We start from the raw sequence: 19595 nt of genomic DNA on the forward strand, positions 1-19595 counted from the left end.
CCCACATCTTCCGGCGCACGCTGGAGACGACCGGCGCCGAGCTCGACGCCCGCAGCCAGGCCGCGGCCGAGCTGCTCCGCCGGGCCACGACCGCGACGACCGGCGAGTTCGGCGCGCGGGCGGAGGAGGCCGCGGAGGTGCTGCGCCGCGCCGCCGAGACGGTGACGGGTGCGGTGGGGATCCGCACCGCCGAGAGCGTGGAAGCGTTCCGGCAGGGGGCCGAGGAGGCGTCGGGGGCGCTGCAGGCGCGTCTCTCCGAGGCGGCCCTGTCCTTCGCCCGGGTGGCGGAGGAGGCGGCGGGCGTGATCGGCGTGCGGGCCGGCGAGGCCGATGCGGCGCTGCACGGAGCCGTTGTGGGTCTGGCGGGCCGGGCCGAGGAGGCGGCGATCGCCATCGGCCGCGCCGCCGAGACCGCGACCGGCGCCCTCGATGCCCGCACGCTGGCGGCGGCTTCGGCCTTCGCCAAGGCGGCCGACGAGGCCGGACGCCTCGTTGCCGCCCGCACGGACGCAACCGACGCAACCTTGCGCGGCGCGGTCGAGCATCTGACGCGCCAGGCGGAGGACGTGTCGGCGGCCCTCGCGCTCGCCGCCGAGAGCGCCGCCGGCGCCCTCGACACCCGTCTCGCCGAGGTCGGGGCCGCCTTCGACGGCCATGGCCGCGCGCTGACCGACCTGATCGGCCGGCACGCCGACGAGACCCATACCCGCCTCGCCGCTGTCGGCCGCGACATCGTCGTGGCGGTGGCGAGCCAGAGCGCGCGGGTCAACGACGCCCTGGAGAAGACCGGTACGGCGCTGGCCGGGGCGGCCGAAACCGGCGGTCGCGCCATCGACGAGGCCGTGACGACCCGCCTCGCGGCGCTCCAGGAGACGATCGCCCGCGGCGACATCCTGGCCGACCGGATCTCGCGCGACACCCATCACCTCACCGAGACCGTCTCCGGCCGGCTGGAGGAGATGGACCGCCTCATCACGGTCCAGGGCCGTGCCGTCGCCGAGACCATCGCCGAGCGCACCCGCGAGGCCCGCGAGGCCGTCGAGGCGCAGCTGGGCGCGCTCGAGGACCGCTCGGCCAAGCGCACCGCCGAGATCGGCGCCACCTTCAACACCATGGTGGCCCATGTCGACCAGCATATCGGTGCCCGCGCCACGGCGCTGAACGAAGCCCTGATCGTGCGGGCCGGCGAGATGGCCCGGGTGATGGCCGAGGGCGGCCGCGAGGTCGCCCAGGCCCTCGACGGGCGCGCCGACGAGCTCGCCCGCGCGATCACGGCCCGCAGCCAGGCGATGAGCGATGCGCTCACCGCGCGGGTCGGCGAGATCGGCGACGAGCTCGGCCGCCGCACCGAGGAGCTGACCCGCAGCCTCGATGCCGGCGCCGCCCGCTTCGACGAACGGGTCATCGCCCGCCTCGAGGGCCTGGCCCAGGCCCTCGACGAGCGCGGCCGCATCGTCGACGAGACCTTCGGCGTCAAGGCCGAGGAGGCCCTGCGCCTGATCGAGACCCGCACCCGCGGCCTCGACGAGGAGCTGGGCGCCCGCACCCGCGAGCTGGTCGCCTTCGTGGAGACCCATAGCGGAGAGGCCGGCCGCGACCTCGCCGCCCAGGCCGACGCGATCCGCGCCGCCTTCGACGGCCGCAGCGAGGCCCTGGCGCGTCTCGTCGACGAGCGCGTCAGCGCCATGGCCCAGGAGATCGACGAGCGCGGCCGGGCGATGTTCGGCACGCTCGCCGGCCGCATGACCGAGCTGGCGCGCCTGTTCGATCGCGGCGGCACGGCGCTGACCGAACTCCTCGGCAAGCGCGGCGACGCGGTGCTCGGCGCTCTTCGCGCCACGATCGAGGAGGCCGACCGGGTCCTCGCCGAAGGCTCGGGCCGCCTCGAGGCGGTGGTCGGCGACCGCGCGACGGCGCTCGCCACCCTCTTCGACGAGCGCGAGGCCCATGCCGAGCGCCTGCTCGGCGAACGTCAGGCCCATGCCGAGTTCCTGCTCGGCGAGCGCCAGAACGAAGTCGAGCGCCTGCTCGGCGAACGTCAGAGCGAGGTCGAGCGCCTGCTCGGTGAGCGCCGGGTCCAGGTCGAGCGCCTGCTCGGCGAGCGTCAGGCGGAGGCCGAGCGCCTGTTCGCCGAGCGCCTGCAGGCCTTCGGCCGCCGGCTCGACGAGCAGGTCACGACCCTGCGCGACCTGCTCGACGACCGGACCGGCGCCATCGGCGACGCGCTGGAGGAGCGCACCGGCACCCTGCGCGGCGTGCTGGCCGAAGGCGGCGATAGCCTCGACGCCACCCTGGACGAGCGCGTCGGCCGCGCGATCGTCACCCTCGATGCCCGCACCCGCGTCCTCTCGGAGCTGTTCGACGACCGCCTCGCCGCCCTCGACCATCTGGTCGAGAGCCGCGGCGCCGCCTTCGCCGAGGCCGTCGAGGCCCGGGCCCAGGCGATCGCCGGGCTCATCGACGCCCGCGCCGACGGCTTCGTCCGGGCGGCCGAGGCCGGGGGCCAGGGTCTGGCCGGCCGCCTCGACGCGGCCCTGCGCGATCTCGACGGCCTGATCGCCGACCGCGCCCGGTCGCTGGAGACCAGTCTCGATCGGCGCGGCGAGGCGATGGCGGGCCTGATCGCGGCCCGGGGCGAGGAGGCCGCGGGCCTGCTCGAAACCCGAGTCGCGACCCTCGGCGACGCCGTGTCGCGCAGCGCCGAGGCGGTGTCCGGCCTCCTCTCCGAGCGCCAGGCCGGCCTCGGCGAGGCCCTCGACGGGCACCGGACGGCGCTCGCCCAGACCCTCACCGAGCGCGTCGAGGTCCTGGCGTCCCTGCTGCGCGAGCGCGAGGAGGCGATCGCCGGCACGATCGAGCAGGGCGGCGGCAACCTGGTGCGCCTGATCGACGGCCGCCAGCGGGCGCTCGCCGAGCTGACCGGCGCCGGCGATACCCTGGCCCGCCGGGTCCAGGAGCGCATCGACGTGCTCGCCGCCACCATCCGCAGCGGCGGCGACGCGCTGGCGGGCCTGCTCGACTCGCGCAACAGCGACCTCGCCGAGACCTTCGACGGCCGCGGCACGGCGCTCGCCGCTCTCCTCGACGCCCGGGTGGCCGAGCTGTCGACCGCGCTCGAGCGCAGCCGCGCCGCCCTCGACGCGGTGCTCGGTGGGCAGGTCGAGGCCTTCGGCGAGCGGCTCGATGCCGGCGGCGCGGCGGTGGCCGAGCGCCTGCGGGAGAGCGTCCAGATCCTCGACGGCACCGTCGAGGAGCGCGCCGCGTCCTTCGGCGCCCTGGTCGACGCCAAGGCGGCGGAGCTGGCCGCCCTGATGCAGGCCCGCACCGAGGCCCTGTCCGGCAGCGTCGACGAGCGCAGCGCCGCCTTCACCGCCCGGATCGACGGCCGCATGCGCGCCTTCGCGGCCCTGGTGGCGGCCCGCGGCGAGGCCCTGGCCGACGCCTTCGACGACCGCAGCGACGCCTACGCGGCCCTCGTCGATGCCCGCACGGCGGCCCTCACCGCGGCGCTCGACGAGCGGGTGGCGAGCCTGCACGGCGCCATGGACGAGCGCTCGGCGGCTCTCGCCGCCGCGGTGGACGAGCGCAGCGCCCAGCTCAGCTCGGGCTTCGACCGCCGCGCGGCGGCCTTCGCGGCGCTGATCGACCAGCGCAGCGCGACCCTGACCCGGGCGCTCGCCGAGACCGCCCGCGACCTGACCCAGACCATCGACGGGCGCGGCAACGAGCTGAATCGCGGCCTCGCCGAGCGGGTCGAGACCCTGCGCCAGATCGTCGACCAGCGCGGCGGGGCCTTGGGCGAGCGGCTCGAGGCGACCACCGCCTCGCTGCAGCGGACCCTGGAACAGCGCGGCGGCGCCCTGGTGGCGGCGCTGGCGGCCAGCGGCGAGACGGTCGAGGGCCTCGACCGCCAGGTGGCGCAGCTGCGCGGCCTGGTCGAGGGCCCCGGCAGCGAGCTGGTGGCGGTGCTCGCCCAGCGCAGCGAGGCGCTGGAGCGGGCGGTGACCGAGGGGATGGGCGGCGCCGTCGCGGCTCTGGGCGAACGCGCCGAGACGCTGGCGGCCCTGTCCTCCGAGGCGGCCGAGACCCTGCGCCGCGCGGCAGACCAGGGCACGGCCCGGGCCGTCGAGGCCCTGGCCCAGGTCAACCAGCGCCTCGGCGGCGAACTCGGCGGCCTGATCGGCCGCATCGAGGAGGCGTGCGGCGCCCTTCAGGACCTCATCGGCAAGTCCGGCGAGAACCTGTCGGCGATCGAGGGCGGGCTCTCCGGCCGGGTGCAGGACATCCAGGCGGCGCTCGCCGAGATCGCCGCCGAGACGGGCAAGGCCTCGGACCGGGTCGCCGAGCAGGTCGGCGCGCTCCAGGGCGCGGCGACCGGGGCGCTCCGCCAGGCGGCGGGGCTCGCCGCGACGCTCGACGCCCGCGGCAAGGCGCTCACCGAGACCGCGCGCCAGCATATCGGCGACCTGACGGCGGCTGCCGGCGCGCTGGAGGGCGCCGAGGGCCGGGTCACCGCCTCGCTCGGCGAGCGCCAGGCCGAGATCGACGCCCTGCTCGGCAGCATCGACGCCCGCTCGGCGGCGCTTGCCGCCGCGACGGAGGGCGTCGGCGCCCGGGTCGAGGCGACGCTCAAGACCATCGAGGCCCGCACCCAGGCGCTAGGCCGCGAGATCGAGACCAGCGCCCGCCAGGCCGGCAGCGCCGTGACGGAGGCGTTCGAGCGCCTGCGCTCCGGCACCGGCCAGGAGGGCGAGCGGGCGGCCGAATCGGTCCGCCAGGCGGTGGCCGGCGCCTCGGGCGAGCTGCGCGACGCCTTCGGCGATGCCGCCGAGCGCTTCCAGGGCACGGTGGACGCCATGCGCGGCATGGCAACCGAGATTCGCCGGACCCTGGAGGAGATCCGCGGCGATCTGCAGCGCGGCGTGGTCAGCATCCCGCAGGAGGCGCAGGACGCCACCGGCGAGATGCGCCGGGTGGTGGCCGAGCAGATCAAGGCGCTGAACGAGCTCTCGTCCTTGGTCCAGCGCTCACCCCGCTCGGTCGATGTCGCGCAACCCTCGGCGCAGCCCCGCGTTGCGGAAGCCGGGCGGCCTGCCGCGGCGGTCTCCGGCCCCGTCGCCTCGAAGCCGCAGGCTCCGGCTCCGGCTCCGGTCGCGCCTGCGCCGGCGACACCGGCTGCGGCGGTGAAGCCGGCGGCTCAAGCTCCCAAGCCGGCGGGCCAAGGCCCCAAGCCGGCGGGCCAAGGCCCCAAGCCGGCGATCCAGGCCCCGAAGCCCGCGGCCCAGCCCGCGACGCATGCCGCAACGCAGGCCGCCGAGGGAGCAGCCCCGGCTCGCCCGGCCCAGGGCCCGTCCCGTCCGGCGACGCCGCAGGCGGCGGCCCGTGCGGCCGCCCCCACCGGCGGGAACAGGTCGGCCGGGTCCGGCGGCTGGCTCTCCGACCTCCTCACCCGCGCCTCGCAGGAGGACGAGGACGAGGGGCCGGTGAGCGGTCAGGCCAAGGCCGGTCAGGGGAACGCCGGCGACGGGAAGGCCGGCGAAGGGAAGGGCGGCTCTGCCGAGCCGGCCTCCGACCGGGCCGGTGCGGCGGCGATCGACACGATCTCGAGCAACATCGCCCGGATGATCGAGCACGCCGCCGCCGTGGACCTGTGGGAGCGCTACCGTCGCGGCGAGGCGAACCTGTTCACCCGCCGCCTCTATACGGCGGAAGGGCAGCAGACCTTCGACGAGATCCGCCGCCGCTACCGCGCCGAGCCGGATTTCCGCCGGACCGTCGACCACTACGTGCGGGAATTCGAGCGCCTGCTCGGTGAGGTATCCCGCGCCGACAAGGACCCGCGCCGGGCCAACGCCTACCTCACCTCGGAGAGCGGCAAGGTCTACACGATGCTGGCCCATGCCAGCGGGCGGTTCGAGGGCGCGTAAGCCCCCCGCACCCGCACCGGCCGAAAGAAGGCCCCCTCCGGATCAGGGAGGGGGCCTTTTTCGTCGAGACGGGCCGTCCGGTTCGACGATTCCAGCGTGTGACGCAGAGTTAACGTCGATCTTGCGTTGCATTACAGGCTTTTCATGGTCCCGATGCGCAACGTCGCGGGGGCAGCCACGTTCTTCGACCATCAGATGACCGGATCGCGGGCCCGGCACCATCGCCCGCCGGGAGATCCTGCCTGCACGGCGATCCTTCCCATCGAGCGAGGACATGTCATGAGCGTCCCATCCCGCCTCCCCTCCCTGGCCCTGGCCGGCCTCCTGGTCCTCGCGGCGTGGCCGGCCGCCGCGGACGGCCTTGCCTGCCCCGGCAACGGAAAGGGGGCACCGGACGGACCGCTGTTCGAGGCCATCGCCAAGCCGGGGGCGGCGGCCGGCTCGAACCAGGCGCTGCGCGGTGCGGTCCAGCGCCTGCGAGCCGAGGGCCTGTCGAACGGCGCGATCCTCGACCACGCCGTCGCGTCGTATTGCCCGCTCATCGACCGCGACCCGAGCCTGACCCTGCCGGAGAAGCGATCGGCCCTGCGCAACTTCGCGGCGCAGATCACGACCCTCGTCTACGACCCGGCCCAGGACGCGACGCGCATCCTGGTCACCGTCCCGGTCACGACAGCCCTGTCCGACCAGATCGACGCGGCGGCGGCCAAGGCCAAGGTGGGCCGCGACGCCTGGATCGTGCGGACGCTGGAGACGGGGGTCGGCGGACGCTGAGAAACGCTCTCCCCTGCCCCGGACGAGCGAAGCGAGAGGAGATTCGGGGAAACGGGAGGATTGCGCCGGAATGTCGGCTCACACGAACGTCGTGCGTGGTGGCTCGCGATCGGACACGCCTTCAGAGCAGCCCCAGCGACGCCAGCTCCCGCCGCATCGCCTCCGGCATCGCCGCGAGGTCGCCGGCGGCGGCGCGGGAGATGTCGCGGGGGGCGTCCGCGGCCGCGAGGTAGCGCCAGCCCTGGAACGGCCGGCACGGCCGGGGCTCCACCGGCGTGACCTCCGGGTCGAGGACGAGGCGGCAGCGGCCGACACCCTCGCCGTCGGTGAAGGGGCGGATCGCCAGGACCGGCTGGCGGCAGGCGATCTGGCCGCGGATGACCCAGTAGAGCGAGCCCGCGCCGGCAATCTCGTCGCCGCGCTTGGGCACCATGCGGGTGACGTGAGCCTGCTCGTGCGGGCGTCCCTGGCGCACGGCCTCGGCCCGGCGGGCGGCGATCCACTCCTCGAGATCGGCGATGGACTCGCAGCCGACGCAGAGCTTGAGGAGGTGCAGGGTCATCGCGGCCGAGTTGTGAGATCAAGGCGGGGCGCGGGTCCCTGCAGGACGAACGTGGCGCCGCGAGGGCGGATCCCGCCCGCGCGAGCCTCAGGTGAACCGGGCGAGCTTCTCGCCGAGGGCGAGTTCGTCGATCTCCGCGAAGGCGTCCTCCAGCGCCACCGCGTCGTCGACCGGCGCCGGCGGCTCGTCGCGGACCGGCAAGAAGGCGATGTCGTCGGCGAGGTTGCCGGGCAGGCCGGGCTCGACGAGGCGCAGCCGCGGCGCCGCCGGCTCCTCGGCATCCGCCCGTCCGCCGCCCTGCCCCGTTGCCACGATCTGGTCGACGTCGTCCTGATCGAGAGCGGTCTGCGGCATGGCGGCCCGGTCGACCTCCGGTGCCGGTGGGTCGTCCTCGCTGGCCCAGATCTCGATCATCGCGGTCAGGCGCTGCTCGAGGTAGCGCAGGGTGTTGACGATGCGGCTGGTGCGCTGTGCCGTCAGGTCCTGGAACGAGCAGGCGGTGTAGATCTGGGTCGCGTTCTGGTCGAGGCGGTCGCAGACCTGGCTGTCGGCGCCGGTCTCGCGCAGGGTCCAGGCCACCTCCTGCACCTCCTCGGCGGCCTGCAGGATGTCGGAGGTGGCGCGCTCCGTGGTGCGGACGATGCCGTCCAGGGCCTCCGAGGCGGCGCAGAGGCGGCTCTGGTCCTGGTCGGGCGCGTGGATCGCCGCGATCTCGGACTTGGTCCGGCTGATCGCCTTGGCCATCTCGATCAGGTCGAAGCGCAGGCGTTCCATCCCGACCGGCGTGCGGTCGCCGACGACGGCATTCTCGAGCCGGCCGATCGCCTGCAGCAGCACGTCGGTATCCGCGGTGCGGTTGCGCTTGGCATACTCACCGAGGAACCAGCGCCCCCGCGCCGTCTCCAGCATCGCGCCCTCGATGACGTCGTATTCTTCCCGCGGCATGGGGAGCGAAGGGGTCCCGGCCATCTCACCTGCCCTATGATGGCCGCCGACGGAACGCTTCGGCGGCACCGCCCGCGAGGGCCGATCGTGGATAAGCCTTGACATCCCGGCGTTAACGGCGGCTTACGCACGGTCCGCCGAGGGCGGCTGATTCGAGGGGCCGATTCGCTCGCGCCCGAGGCATCCCGTGTCATCCTCTCCGCCCTCCCCCCGCGACGGCCTGCGCCTCGCCCTCCTCTACGCGGCGGTCTTCGCCGGAATCGGCGTGGCGATGCCGTTCCTGCCGCTGTGGCTCGCCGGGCTGGGTCTCGGACCGGAGCTGATCGGGGCGCTGGTCGCCCTGCCGATCCTGGTCCGGATCGTGGCGACCGCACCCCTCGTCGGCCTGATCGACCGGGGCGTTCCGCCCCGCACGCTGATGGTCGCCGGCAGCCTCGGCCTCGCGGCGACCTACGCCCTGATGCCCCTGGCCGCCTCCCTCTCCTGGCCGTTGCTCGCCGGGCTGATCGCCCTCAACGCCGTCGCCGGCGCCGCGCTGGTGCCCTGCCTCGATTACCAGAGCCTCGCCGCGGTGCGGCGCCGTCCGGACCTGGATTATGCCCGGATCCGGCTGGGCGGCTCCCTCGGCTTCCTGGCCGCCACCCTGCTCGGCGGCTGGCTCCTCGGCTTCGTCGGCACCGGCGGCATCCCGGGCTTCCTCGCGGGGCTCGAGCTCGCCTCGGCCTGCGGCGCCGCCCTGCTGCTGCGCCGGGAGGCCGCGGCTGCGCCGCGCCGCCGCGAGCCCGGCCGGGTGCGCCTGCCCGCCGCCCTCTGGCTCGCCATCGCGGCCGGCGCGGCGATCCAGGCCAGCCACGCCGCCGTCTACGCCTTCGGGTCGATCCACTGGGGCAGCCTCGGCCTGTCGCCCGCCGAGACCGGAATCGCCTGGGGCGTCGGCGTCGTCGCCGAGATCGGGTTCTTCGCGGTGGCCGGGCGCATCGCCTGGTTGCGGGACGCGCCGTTCCGCCTGCTCGCGCTCGGCGCCGTCGCGGCCCTCCTGCGCTGGGCCGGGCTCCTCGCGGCGTCGGGTCTTCCGGCCCTGGTGCTGCCGCTCCAGGCGCTGCACGGCCTGACCTTCGGGGCGACGCAGCTCGGCGCCATGGCGGCCCTGTCGCGCCTCGCCCCCGAGGGCGGGCGCGGCGCCGCCCAGGGCACCTACGCGGCTTGCGCCTCCCTCGCCTCGGCCTCCGCCACCCTGGCGAGCGGCGCCGCCTACCGGGCCGGCGGCGGGCCTCTCGCCTTCGGGCTGATGCTGCCGGTGGCGGGTCTCGGCCTCGCCCTGACGCTGGCGGCCGCGAGGGCCTCCCGGACGGGGGCGGTCGCTCGACGCTGAGTTGCGGACGGCGCCGGTTGGTTTGCGAATTGTTAGCAGGCCGGGCTATAGGACCGACCCGAGGGGATCGAGTGGCGAACCAGGGAGGCCGGCCCGTGCCGACCGCACCCATCACGCGGGGGGGCGATCCGGCCCACGCCGCGGTCGAGCGCGTCCGCGACGGTCTCGCCGCGCGCCTTACCGGATTCTGGACCGCCGATCAGGCCCCCGCCGTCGAGGCCGCGGCCGCCGAGATCCTGTCGGCTGCCGGCGGTCTTCCCCTGGTCATCGACATCTCGGGGCTGGCCCGCCTCGACACGCTGGGCGCCTGGGTGCTGGAGCGCACCCGCGCCGCGCTCGGGCCCGGCACGACCTATGCGGGCGCCTCCCCCGAGCACCTGATCCTCCTGCGCGAGGTCGCCTATCGCGAGGCCGCCCCGGTCCCGCGCCGCCGGCGCTTCCATCCGCTCGATCCGGTCGCGGGCCTGGGAGCGGGAATGCGCAGCCTCGGGCGCGAGGGGCTGTCCGGCCTCGCCTTCCTGGGCGAGGTGGTGGCGGGCTGCCTGCGGGTGCTCGCACGGCCGCGCAGCTTCCGCGGCCCGGCACTCATCAACCAGATCGAGCAGATCGCCCTGCGCGGCGCGCCGATCATCATGCTTATCTCGTTCCTGGTCGGCTGCATCGTCACCCAGCAGGGCATCATCCAGCTCCAGCGCTTCGGCGCCCAGAGCTACGTCGTCAACATGATCGGCATCCTGTCGCTGCGCGAGCTCGGGGTGCTGCTCACCTCGATCATGGTGGCGGGGCGCTCCGGCTCGGCCTTCACGGCCGAGATCGGCTCGATGCGGATGCGCGAGGAGGTCGATGCGCTGCGCGTCATGGGGCTGGACCCGATCGAGATCCTGATCGTGCCCCGCATCCTCGCCCTGATGCTGGCCCTGCCGCTGCTGGCGTTCCTCGCCGACCTCGCGGCGCTCGCCGGCGGCGCGCTGACCTCGCTCGTCTATGGCGGGATGTCGCTCGAGGCCTTCGCGTTCCGGCTCCAGAACGCGATCGGCTTTCGCCACGTCGCGATCGGCCTGATCAAGGCGCCGTTCATGGCGCTGATCATCGGCATCATCGCCTCGGTCGAGGGGTTCATGGTCGAGGGCTCGGCCGAATCGCTCGGCCGCCACGTCACCGCCTCAGTCGTCAAGTCTATCTTCATGGTCATCGTCCTCGATGGGCTCTTCGCGGTGTTCTTCGCAGCCATCGACTTCTGAGCGAGGCGAGAGCGGTCCTTGCCCACTTCCAGCCCCACCCGTCCGGCCGGCCCGGAATCCGACGCGATCATCCGCGTGCGCGACCTCGTGGTCGCCTTCGGCGAGCGCACGGTGCTCAAGGGCCTCAACCTGGACATCCGGCGAGGTGAGATCCTCGGCTTCGTCGGGCCCTCGGGCCAGGGCAAGTCGGTGCTCACCCGCACCCTGCTCGGCCTGGTGCCGAAGCGCTCCGGCACGATCGAGGTGTTCGGCGAGGACGTCGACCGCCTGACGCTGGCCCGGCGCCGGGTGATCGAGCGGCGCTGGGGCGTGCTGTTCCAGCAGGGCGCCCTGTTCTCGGCGCTCACCGTCAAGCAGAACATCCAGGTGCCGATGCGCGAGCACCTGAACCTCTCCGAGCGCCTGCTCGACGAATTCGCCCGGCTCAAGATCGAGATGGTCGGGCTCAAGCCCGACGCCGCCGACAAGCTGCCCTCCGAGCTGTCCGGCGGCATGATCAAGCGCGCGGCCCTCGCCCGGGCGCTCGCCCTCGATCCCGAGGTGCTGTTCCTCGACGAGCCGACCTCCGGCCTCGACCCGATCGGCGCCGGGGAGTTCGACGAGCTGGTGGCGACCCTCCAGCGCACCCTCGGGCTGACGGTCTTCATGGTCACCCACGACCTCGACAGCCTCTATACCGCCTGCGACCGCATCGCGGCCCTGGGCGACGGCCAGATCATCGCCCAGGGGCCGATCGACGCCATGCTGGCCTCGGACCATCCGTGGCTGCGCTCCTACTTCCACGGCAAGCGTGCCCGCTCGATCGTGGTGCCCGAGGTCTCATCCCGCGGAATCGTGGAGGGCGTCGCCTGATGTGCGGTCCCGCACCCGCCGGCCTCGCCGCCCCGCTTAAGCTCGACAGCTCAGGCCATGCCGTGACGGCCCCGCCCTTCGCCCCGCACGAGCACGGAAACCGGTAAAGGCATGGAAACCCGCGCCAACAACGTCCTGATCGGCGCCTTCACGCTGGCGGTGATCGCGCTCGCCTTCGGCTTCGCGTTCTGGCTGCGCGGCTCTTCGTCGAACCAGGCCCGGATGCCGGTGCGCATCGTGTTCTCGGGCGGCGTCGGCGGCCTCGCCAAGGGGGCGGTCGTCACCTTCAACGGCATCCGGGTCGGCGAGGCGACCGATGTGCGGCTGCTGCCGCAGGATCCGCGCCGGGTGACCGCCATCATCGAGGTCGCCCGCGGCACGCCGTTGCGCGCCGACACCCGCGCCCGCCTCGACATGACGATGCTGACCGGCGTCGCCTCGATCGCGCTCGTCGGCGGCAGCGCCGACGCCGCACCGCTGGCCCCGACCAACAACGATCCGATCCCCACCATCTTCGCCGACGCCTCCGACATCCAGGACCTGATGGCGGCGGCCCGCACCATCGCGCAGCGTGCCGACGACATGCTGCAGCGGCTCGACCGGGTGGTCGCCGGCAACGAGGGCGCGATCAACCGGACGCTCGCCAATGTCGAGCGCTTCTCCAAGACCCTGGGCGACAGCGCGCCGGCCCTCGACGCGCTCACCAAGGCGGTGGACGGCCGCAAGCTCGCGAGCCTGATCGACAACGCCGACAAGTTCTCGGCCGCCCTCGCCGCCGCCTCGCCCGACGTCCAGGCCGGCCTGCACGACGCCCGGGCGCTGGCGAGCAAGCTCAACGCCTCCGCCGACCGGCTCGACGCAGTGCTGAAGGGGGCCGAGGGCTTCCTCGGCTCGGCCTCGGGCGATGCCGGCAAGAGCACCTTCGCGGAGGTGCGCGACGCCGCGATCTCGATCCGCGAGGCGGGCCGCGCCTTCCGGACGATGTCGGAGAACCTCGACAAGCGCACCGCCACCCTGACCTCGAGCGTCAGCCGCCTCAGCGGCGCAGGCCGGCGCGAGGTCCAGACCCTCTCGACCGACGGCCAGCGCACCCTCAACAGCCTCAACAATGCCGTGCGCAACATCGAGCGCGACCCGTCCCAGGTGATCTTCGGCGGCAAGCCGTCGTTGCCGGAATACAACGGTCGCTGACCATGTTGCCGCGCAGCCTCGCCGCGGTTGCACCCGCGCGCCCGGCGGGGCGTTGTCGTCGCATGTCCGGTCAAGCTTCGGGGCGCGCGTCCCGGCCCGTTTCCGTTCCGCCCGCCTTCGGTATTCCCGCCGCCATGCGTCTCACGGCTTCCTCCCCGCGTCTGGCTCCCGGCCTCGTTCCCGGTCTTCTGGCGGCCGGGCTGGCCCTGCTCCTCGGCGCCTGCGGCAGCGGCGCGGTGCCGACGACCTTCGACCTCACCGCCCTGCCGGGAGCCGCCCGCAGCGGCGCGGCGCGGCGCTCGATCGTGGTGGCGGAGCCGGTCGGGCTGCAGCCCTTCGAGGCCGACCGGATCATCGTGCGCGAGCCCGGCGGCGCGGTCTCCTATCTCGGCGGCGGCCAATGGGCCGACCGGTTGCCCCGCCTCGTCCAGACCCGGGTGATCCAGAGCCTCGAGAACGCCAACCGCCTGAAGTCGGTGAGCCGGCCCGGCGACAAGGTCGCGGCCGACACGATACTGATCACCGAATTGCGCGCCTTCGACATCAATGCCGGCACCCGCGAGGCGGTGGTCGACCTCTCGGCCAAGCTGGTCCAGGAGAGCAGCGGTACGGTGGTCGCCGCCAAGGTGTTCCAGGCCCGGGTGCCGGTGGCGGCGGTGAACGCCCCGGTGGCGGCGAACGGCCTCGACCGGGCGCTGTCGCTGGTGCTGGCGGATCTGGTGCGGTGGATCAACGCCGGGGGGTGAGGGTCTCGCCCTTCACCCAAGGAGCGGAGCCGGATGCCGACATGAAGATTATGGCCGTATCCGTATCCGGGGTCGCGGAGGCTCAGCCCGGTTGAGCGCAGCGTTCCGCCGCAAGCCGCAGGGCGCGGCCTATGTCCGCCGCCTCGATCGATCCGCTCCGGGCCGCGTTGACGCCGCAGCGCCGGGCTTTGCTGCGTGTCCCGGTCTGCCGGGAGCCGTGCGCGATCTCGGATTTCGCCGATCGAACCGGCCGCCACGCCTGGGACCTCCGGGGCGCCTGACGGCGCCGCCCCGTCATTCCATCACCGCAGCCTTCATGATCACCACCATGATGGCGCGCCCTGTAGTCTCGCTGACGCAGCGCACGGTGTGCGGCCGGTCGCAGCGATAGCGCAGCGTCTCGCCGGCCCGGGCCCGCTGTACCGCGCCGGCCACGTCGATCTCGAACTCGCCCTCGGTGACCGACAGGCACTCGACCGAGCCGCGCTGGTGGGCATCGGAATCGAGGACGCCGCCGGGATCGGCCGAGAGGTCGTACCATTGCAGCCACTCGACGGTCTTGATCCAGCCGATGATCGCGAGCCGCATCCGGCCGTCGTCGGAGACCAGGATCGGCGTGTCGGCCCGGGAGGACTTCTCGATGAACGGCTCTTCGTCGCCGGTGGCGAGCACCCGCTCGATCGACACGTCGAGGGCCTGGCTCAGGCGCCAGATCGTCGCCAGGGTCGGGTTGGTCTCGTTGCGCTCAATCTGGCTGATGATCGACTTCGCGACGCCGGACTGCTCGGCCAGTTCCGAGAGCGACAGGTTGTAGGCCTTGCGCAGGCGCTGGATGGTCTTGCCGAGCTGCCCCGACAGCACCTGCGCCCCGGTCAACAGGTCCTTGCCGCGCTCACGCCCCCGCTCGACGCCCATCGCCCGCCCTTGAACCCCGCTGATCGCCGCCGGGCGTTCCGCATTCCGAACGCCCGTACGCTCCATCAAACGCAATCGGGGAAGGCGCGCAAGGGTTCATGCGGCCGCGCGGGCCGATTCCGGTGGGATGACGGGTCAGTTCCACCAGGCGTGGAAATGGTGCACCGGGCCGTTGCCATGGCCGATCCGGATCCTGTCCGACGCGGCGAGGGCCGCGCTCAGATAGGCCTTGGCGGCGCGCGCGGCCTCCGGCAGGGGCAACCCGCGGGCAAGCCCGGCCGCCAGGGCCGCCGACAGGGTGCATCCGGTGCCGTGGGTGTTGCGGGTCTCGATCCGCGGGCCGGTGAGGCGCAGGACCGAATCGCCCGGCCCGACCAGGAGGTCGACGCTCTCGGGACCGGCGGCGTGGCCGCCCTTCATCAGCACCGCGGCCGGGCCGAGCGCCAGGAGGCGCCGGCCCTGATCGAGCATCGCCGCCTCGGTCCCGGCGATCCCCTCCCCCAGCAGCACCGCGGCCTCCGGCAGGTTCGGGGTCAGCACGGAGGCGTGGGGCAGGAGCTTGGCGCGAAGGGCCTCGACGGCGTCGTCGGCGAGCAGCCGGTCGCCGCTCGTCGCCACCATCACCGGATCGAGCACCCGGGGCAGGCCGGCGGCGTGGCGGGCGAGCGCCTCGGCCACGGCCGCGATCGTCGGGATGCGGGAGAGCATCCCGATCTTCACCGCCTTCACGTCGAGGTCGGTGAACACGCTCTCGATCTGGCGGGCGACGAAGTCCGGCTCCACGTCGTGGATCGCCTGCACGCCCCGGGTGTTCTGGGCGGTGAGCGCCGTGATCACGCTGGCGCCGTAGACGCCGAGCGCCGAGAAGGTCTTGAGATCGGCCTGGATGCCGGCACCACCGCCAGAATCCGAGCCCGCGACCGTGACGGCGATCATGTCCGATCTCCGATCGTGCAAGGCCCGATCATTCTTGGTCTTTCGATCGTGCAAGGCCCGATCATGCGGCGCCCCGTGCCGCGAGCGCCCCGTCGATCACCCCGCGCAGGTCGCGCGCCCGTGCCTCGACGTCGCGGCCGGTGCCGAACAGGGCCGAGATCAGCGCGATCCCGTCGGCGCCCGCGCCGATCGTCGCGGCCGCGTTGCTGCGGTCGATCCCGGCGATCGCCCCGACCGGCAGGCCGGCGCCGCGGGCGAGGCGCGCCCGGAATACGATGCGGTTGAGCCCGTCGAGCCCGACCGGCGGGTCCGGGTTGTTCTTGCTGGTGGTGGAAAACACCCCGCCGATGCAGGCGTAATCGACCGGCAGGCGGTAGAGTTCGTCGGCCTGGGCGGCGTTCTTGACGGTGAGCCCGACGATCGCGCCGCGGCCGAGCAGGCGCCGCGCATCGGCCGGGTGCAGGTCCTCCTGGCCGAGATGCACGCCGTCGAGCCCGGCGGCGAGAGCCAGGTCGACCCGGTCGTTCATCAGGAGCGGCACGCCGCTGCCCTGGAGCGCCGCGTGGATCCGGAGCAGCCGCGCCACGGTCTCGCGGGCATTGGCAATGGTCTTCTCGCGGTACTGCAGCAGGGTGCAACCGCCCGCGACCGCCTCCGCCGCCATCCGGGCAAGGTGCTCGGCGTCCCCGCCGCAGACCCCGACATCGAGGAGGCCGTAGAGCCGCAGATCGACCGGCACGGTCGTGTGCCCGCCCTCAGAGGTCACGGGCGGGCTCCCGCGCGTCGCGGATGGGGCATGCGGGCATGGGGCGCTTCCCTGCTGGGCCGGGGGGCCGGTAGACGATCCCCCCGGAGTAAGGGCGAGCGCGCCGGGGCGTCAACGGTGACGCGTCAGCCCGCCCGCGCCCCGCCCGCCGCCGCTTCCCGCGCCCGCTCGAGCACGAGCCGCCGCTCGCGCCACACCACGAACACGCCCGCCGCCGCGACGATGCCGCCGCCGACCGCGATCGAGGCGGTGGGGAGCTGGCCGAACACGAACCACCCGATCAGCACTGACCACAGCATGGTGGTGTACTCGAAGGGCGCGACCAGCGAGGCGTCGCCGTGGCGGTAGCTCTCCGTGAGCAGGATCTGCCCGATGCCGCCGAGCACGCCGACGACCAGGAACAGGGCGAGGTCGCCCCAGCCCGGCATCCGCCAGCCGAGCGCCAGGGTCGCGAGGCCGAGCAGCGAGGTGAACAGGAAGAAGTACAGCACGATGGCGCCGGTGCGCTCGGTGCCGGTGAGCTTGCGGACCTGGATGGTCGCGGCCGCCGAGCAGCCCGCCGCCAGGATCGCGAACAGCGCGCCCGTGGCGCCGTCGCCGCCCGCGCCGCCGAATTCGAGGTGGGGGGCGAGCGTGATCAGCACGCCGAGGAAGCCGACGCTGACCCCGGCCCAGCGATAGGCCTGGACCTTCTCGCGCAGCACGATCGCCGCCAGCACCACGACGAGGAGCGGCGAGGCGTAGCCGATCGCCACCGCGTCCGAGAGCGGCAGGAAGGACAGGCCGGCGAAGCCCGCAAACATGCCGCAGGCGCCGATGATGCTGCGCAGCATGTGGCCCTTGAGGTTCTGCGTGCGCACGGCATCGATCACGCCGCCCTGCCAGCGCAGCCAGAGCAGCAGCGGCGCGATGGCGATGAAGGAGCGGAAGAACACGATCTCGCCGGTGGGGAACCGGTCGGCCAGGGTCTTCACGCCGGCGGACATCAGCGTGAAGGCGAGGGCCGAGAGCACCTTGAGCCCGATCCCGAGATAGGGCCGCGCGGCGGCACGGCCCGACGCGCCAGATCCGGTGACCGACCGGCCGGGGACGACGAGGGGGGCTGCCATGGGCGGGGCGCTTTTCTCAGGCGAAGCGGGGGAGATGCGCGGCCGCGGGACACGCGGCGGGGCGGTCTGTCAGAACCACGAATCGGCACGGCCGAGGTAGAGGGCCGCCCGGGCGGCTGATCTGCGCAATCCGCATGGTGGATGTTAAGTCTTCGCGAAGGAATCCGGGCCTGCCTCCCCGGCAGAGGCTCCCCGGTCCGTCCCGCGTCATCAAAGTGATACGCGAATAGGGTTTGGCTGGCGCGAGACGCCGCCAAGGAGAGTGCACGTGGCCGAGGACGCCGACGCGCTTCGCGTGCGAACCCTGTTCCTCTCGGATATCCATCTCGGGACCAAGGGGTGCCAGGCCGATCTGTTGCTCGACTTCCTGCGGGAAGTGGATGCCGACGAGATCTACCTCGTCGGCGACATCGTCGACGGCTGGAAGCTGCGCTCGGGCTGGTACTGGCCGCAATCGCACAACGACGTGGTGCAGAAGCTCCTGCGCAAGGTGCGAAAGGGCTCGCGGCTCGTCTACGTGCCGGGCAACCACGACGAGTTCCTGCGCGACTTCCTCGACATGCATTTCGGCGGCATCGAGATCCAGGATCAGGTGCTGCACGAGGCGGCGGACGGGAAGCGCTACCTCGTCATCCACGGCGACCAGTTCGACCTCGTGGTGCGCCACGCCCGCTGGCTGGCGCTCCTCGGCGACGGCGCCTACACGGCGGCGCTCTTCGTCAACACCCATCTCAACTGGGTGCGCCGCCGCCTCGGCCTGACCTACTGGTCGCTCTCGGCCTGGGCCAAGCTGAAGGTCAAGAACGCCGTCAACTTCATCGGCCGCTTCGAGGAATTCCTGATCGCCGAGGCGCGGCGGGCCGAGGCCGACGGGGTGATCTGCGGCCATATCCACCACGCGGCGAGCCGGATGGTGGGCGACATGCACTACCTCAATACCGGCGACTGGGTCGAATCCTGCACCGCGGTGGTCGAGCATTACGACGGCACGATGGAAGTGATCCGTTTCGCCGAGTGGACGCGCGCCAACGCGGAGGCGGCGCAGCCGCTGGCCGCCCGCCCGCGTCCGGTCGCCCCGGTCGAGGAGCTGGCGCCCGCCGCCCGCACCCTGCCGGACCACCCGGCCGCGACGGCCAGGGCGGTCGCGTGAGGCTCCTCGTCGCGACCGACGCCTGGCATCCGCAGGTCAACGGGGTCGTCCGCTCGCTGGAGCACATGGTCGCCGCGGGGCGCCGGGGCGGCCACGACCCGGTGATGCTGACGCCCCTCGACTTCGCCAGCGTGCCGCTGCCGGGCTATCCCGAGATCCGGCTGTCGCTGGTGACCGCCCGCGGCGTCGCGGCCCGGTTCCCGGCGCTCGATCCCACCCACGTCCATATCGCCACCGAGGGGCCGATCGGGCTCGCCACCCGCCGGGTCTGCCTGGCGCAGGGGCGCCCCTTCACCACCAGCTACCACACCCGCTTCCCCGAATACCTCGCCGCCCGCCTGCCGGTGCCGGAACGCTGGAGCTACGCTTGGCTGCGCCGCTTCCACGGCGCCGCGAGCGGGACGATGGTGAGCACGCCCTCCCTGGAGCGCGACCTCGCCGCCCGCGGCTTTTCCCGGCTGATGCGCTGGACCCGCGGCGTCGATACCGACCTCTTCCGCCCCCGTGACGGCGAACCGCTCCCTGCCGCGCTCGCCGGGCTGCCCCGCCCGTTCTTCCTGTTCGTCGGACGGCTCGCGGTGGAGAAGAACGTCGAGGCGTTCCTCCGTCTCGACCTGCCCGGCACCAAGCTCGTCGTCGGCGACGGCCCGGACCGGGCGCGCCTCGCCGCCCTCGCTCCCGCAGCGCACTTCCTCGGCACGCTCACCGGGGAGGCCCTGGCCCGGGTCTACGCGGCGAGCGACGTTTTCGTCTTCCCGAGCCTGACCGACACCTTCGGCATCGTGCTGCTCGAGGCGCTGGCGAGTGGCCTGGCCGTCGCGGCCTATCCCGTGACCGGCCCCCTCGACGTGATCGGCGGCACGAGCGTCGGAATCCTCGATCACGACCTCGGCGCGGCCGCCCGCGCGGCGCTGGCGATCCCGCGCGAGGCCTGCCGCGCCGAGGCCCTGCGCTACACCTGGGCGGCGAGCGCCGACCAGTTCTACGGCAACATCGAGCGTGCGCATGCGGAGGGCGGGCCGGCACGGCGCGGGCGCCGGCTCGGCCTGCTGCGGGCGCTGCCGGGCGAGGCGGCGGCGCCGCTGCCGGGGGTGGGCGAGGGCTGAACG

14 protein-coding genes and 1 pseudogene are annotated in these 19595 nt (G+C 73.7%); 9 read left to right on the forward strand and 6 right to left on the reverse strand.

Going from position 1 to position 19595, the window contains the following annotated elements; all coding sequences use genetic code 11:
• Positions 1-5927, forward strand: a pseudogene (locus tag G4G93_RS15830) (hypothetical protein); the annotation flags it as partial.
• A 279-nt stretch (positions 5928-6206) separates the two neighbouring features.
• Positions 6207-6701: a hypothetical protein gene (locus G4G93_RS15835; protein WP_165085423.1), complete on the forward strand. Its 495-nt coding sequence runs from the start codon at positions 6207-6209 to the stop codon at positions 6699-6701.
• Between the two features lie 121 nt (positions 6702-6822).
• Here G4G93_RS15835 and G4G93_RS15840 read toward each other — a convergent pair whose 3' ends face one another.
• The gene (locus G4G93_RS15840) at positions 6823-7263 is read right to left on the reverse strand and encodes a DUF1489 family protein (RefSeq protein ID WP_165085424.1); all 441 of its coding nucleotides are present in this window, start codon (positions 7261-7263) and stop codon (positions 6823-6825) included.
• A gap of 87 nt (positions 7264-7350) precedes the next feature.
• Positions 7351-8208 carry a protein phosphatase CheZ gene (locus G4G93_RS15845; protein WP_246736807.1) on the reverse strand — a complete coding sequence of 286 codons (858 nt, stop codon included), beginning with the start codon at positions 8206-8208 and terminating at the stop codon, positions 7351-7353.
• 187 nt (positions 8209-8395) lie between these two features.
• Between G4G93_RS15845 and G4G93_RS15850 the strand changes: the two genes are divergently transcribed.
• From G4G93_RS15850 to G4G93_RS15870, 5 genes are all read left to right on the forward strand, one after another.
• Positions 8396-9580 (forward strand): MFS transporter, encoded by a 1185-nt coding sequence (locus G4G93_RS15850; protein WP_165085427.1) that lies wholly within the window; start codon positions 8396-8398, stop codon positions 9578-9580.
• A 95-nt stretch (positions 9581-9675) separates the two neighbouring features.
• Complete coding sequence (locus G4G93_RS15855) at positions 9676-10821, forward strand: ABC transporter permease (protein WP_312892030.1); 1146 nt, start codon at positions 9676-9678, stop codon at positions 10819-10821.
• An 18-nt stretch (positions 10822-10839) separates the two neighbouring features.
• Positions 10840-11673, forward strand: a complete 834-nt coding sequence (locus G4G93_RS15860; protein WP_206289811.1) for an ABC transporter ATP-binding protein — start codon at positions 10840-10842, stop codon at positions 11671-11673.
• 111 nt (positions 11674-11784) lie between these two features.
• Positions 11785-12864, forward strand: coding sequence for an MlaD family protein (locus G4G93_RS15865; protein WP_165085429.1), 1080 nt, complete (start codon positions 11785-11787; stop codon positions 12862-12864).
• A 134-nt stretch (positions 12865-12998) separates the two neighbouring features.
• Positions 12999-13610 (forward strand): ABC-type transport auxiliary lipoprotein family protein, encoded by a 612-nt coding sequence (locus G4G93_RS15870; RefSeq protein ID WP_165085430.1) that lies wholly within the window; start codon positions 12999-13001, stop codon positions 13608-13610.
• Positions 13611-13904: 294 nt separating this feature from the next.
• On the opposite strand, the gene G4G93_RS15875 is transcribed toward G4G93_RS15870, so the two are convergent.
• The 4 genes from G4G93_RS15875 to G4G93_RS15890 all read right to left on the reverse strand — a co-directional run bounded on the left by G4G93_RS15875 (position 13905) and on the right by G4G93_RS15890 (position 17336).
• Complete coding sequence (locus G4G93_RS15875; protein WP_165085432.1) at positions 13905-14525, reverse strand: helix-turn-helix domain-containing protein; 621 nt, start codon at positions 14523-14525, stop codon at positions 13905-13907.
• A 135-nt stretch (positions 14526-14660) separates the two neighbouring features.
• The gene (gene thiD / locus G4G93_RS15880) at positions 14661-15461 is read right to left on the reverse strand and encodes a bifunctional hydroxymethylpyrimidine kinase/phosphomethylpyrimidine kinase (RefSeq protein WP_165085433.1); all 801 of its coding nucleotides are present in this window, start codon (positions 15459-15461) and stop codon (positions 14661-14663) included.
• 61 nt (positions 15462-15522) lie between these two features.
• Positions 15523-16227 (reverse strand): thiamine phosphate synthase, encoded by a 705-nt coding sequence (thiE, locus tag G4G93_RS15885; RefSeq protein ID WP_165085435.1) that lies wholly within the window; start codon positions 16225-16227, stop codon positions 15523-15525.
• A gap of 125 nt (positions 16228-16352) precedes the next feature.
• Positions 16353-17336, reverse strand: a complete 984-nt coding sequence (locus G4G93_RS15890) for a DMT family transporter (RefSeq protein WP_165085437.1) — start codon at positions 17334-17336, stop codon at positions 16353-16355.
• 268 nt (positions 17337-17604) lie between these two features.
• Here G4G93_RS15890 and G4G93_RS15895 point away from each other — a divergent pair, with 268 nt between their 5' ends.
• Together G4G93_RS15895 and G4G93_RS15900 are read left to right on the forward strand one after the other, a co-directional pair.
• Positions 17605-18486 (forward strand): UDP-2,3-diacylglucosamine diphosphatase, encoded by an 882-nt coding sequence (locus tag G4G93_RS15895; protein WP_165085438.1) that lies wholly within the window; start codon positions 17605-17607, stop codon positions 18484-18486.
• Entirely contained in the window at positions 18483-19592 is a 1110-nt protein-coding gene (locus G4G93_RS15900) for a glycosyltransferase family 4 protein (RefSeq protein ID WP_165085440.1), read from the forward strand. Before G4G93_RS15895 ends, G4G93_RS15900 begins: the two co-directional genes overlap by 4 nt.
• Positions 19593-19595: the final 3 nt, after the last annotated feature.

The sequence above is a fragment of the Methylobacterium sp. DB0501 genome (assembly GCF_011043735.1).
GTDB classification, from domain to species: domain Bacteria; phylum Pseudomonadota; class Alphaproteobacteria; order Rhizobiales; family Beijerinckiaceae; genus Methylobacterium; species Methylobacterium alsaeris.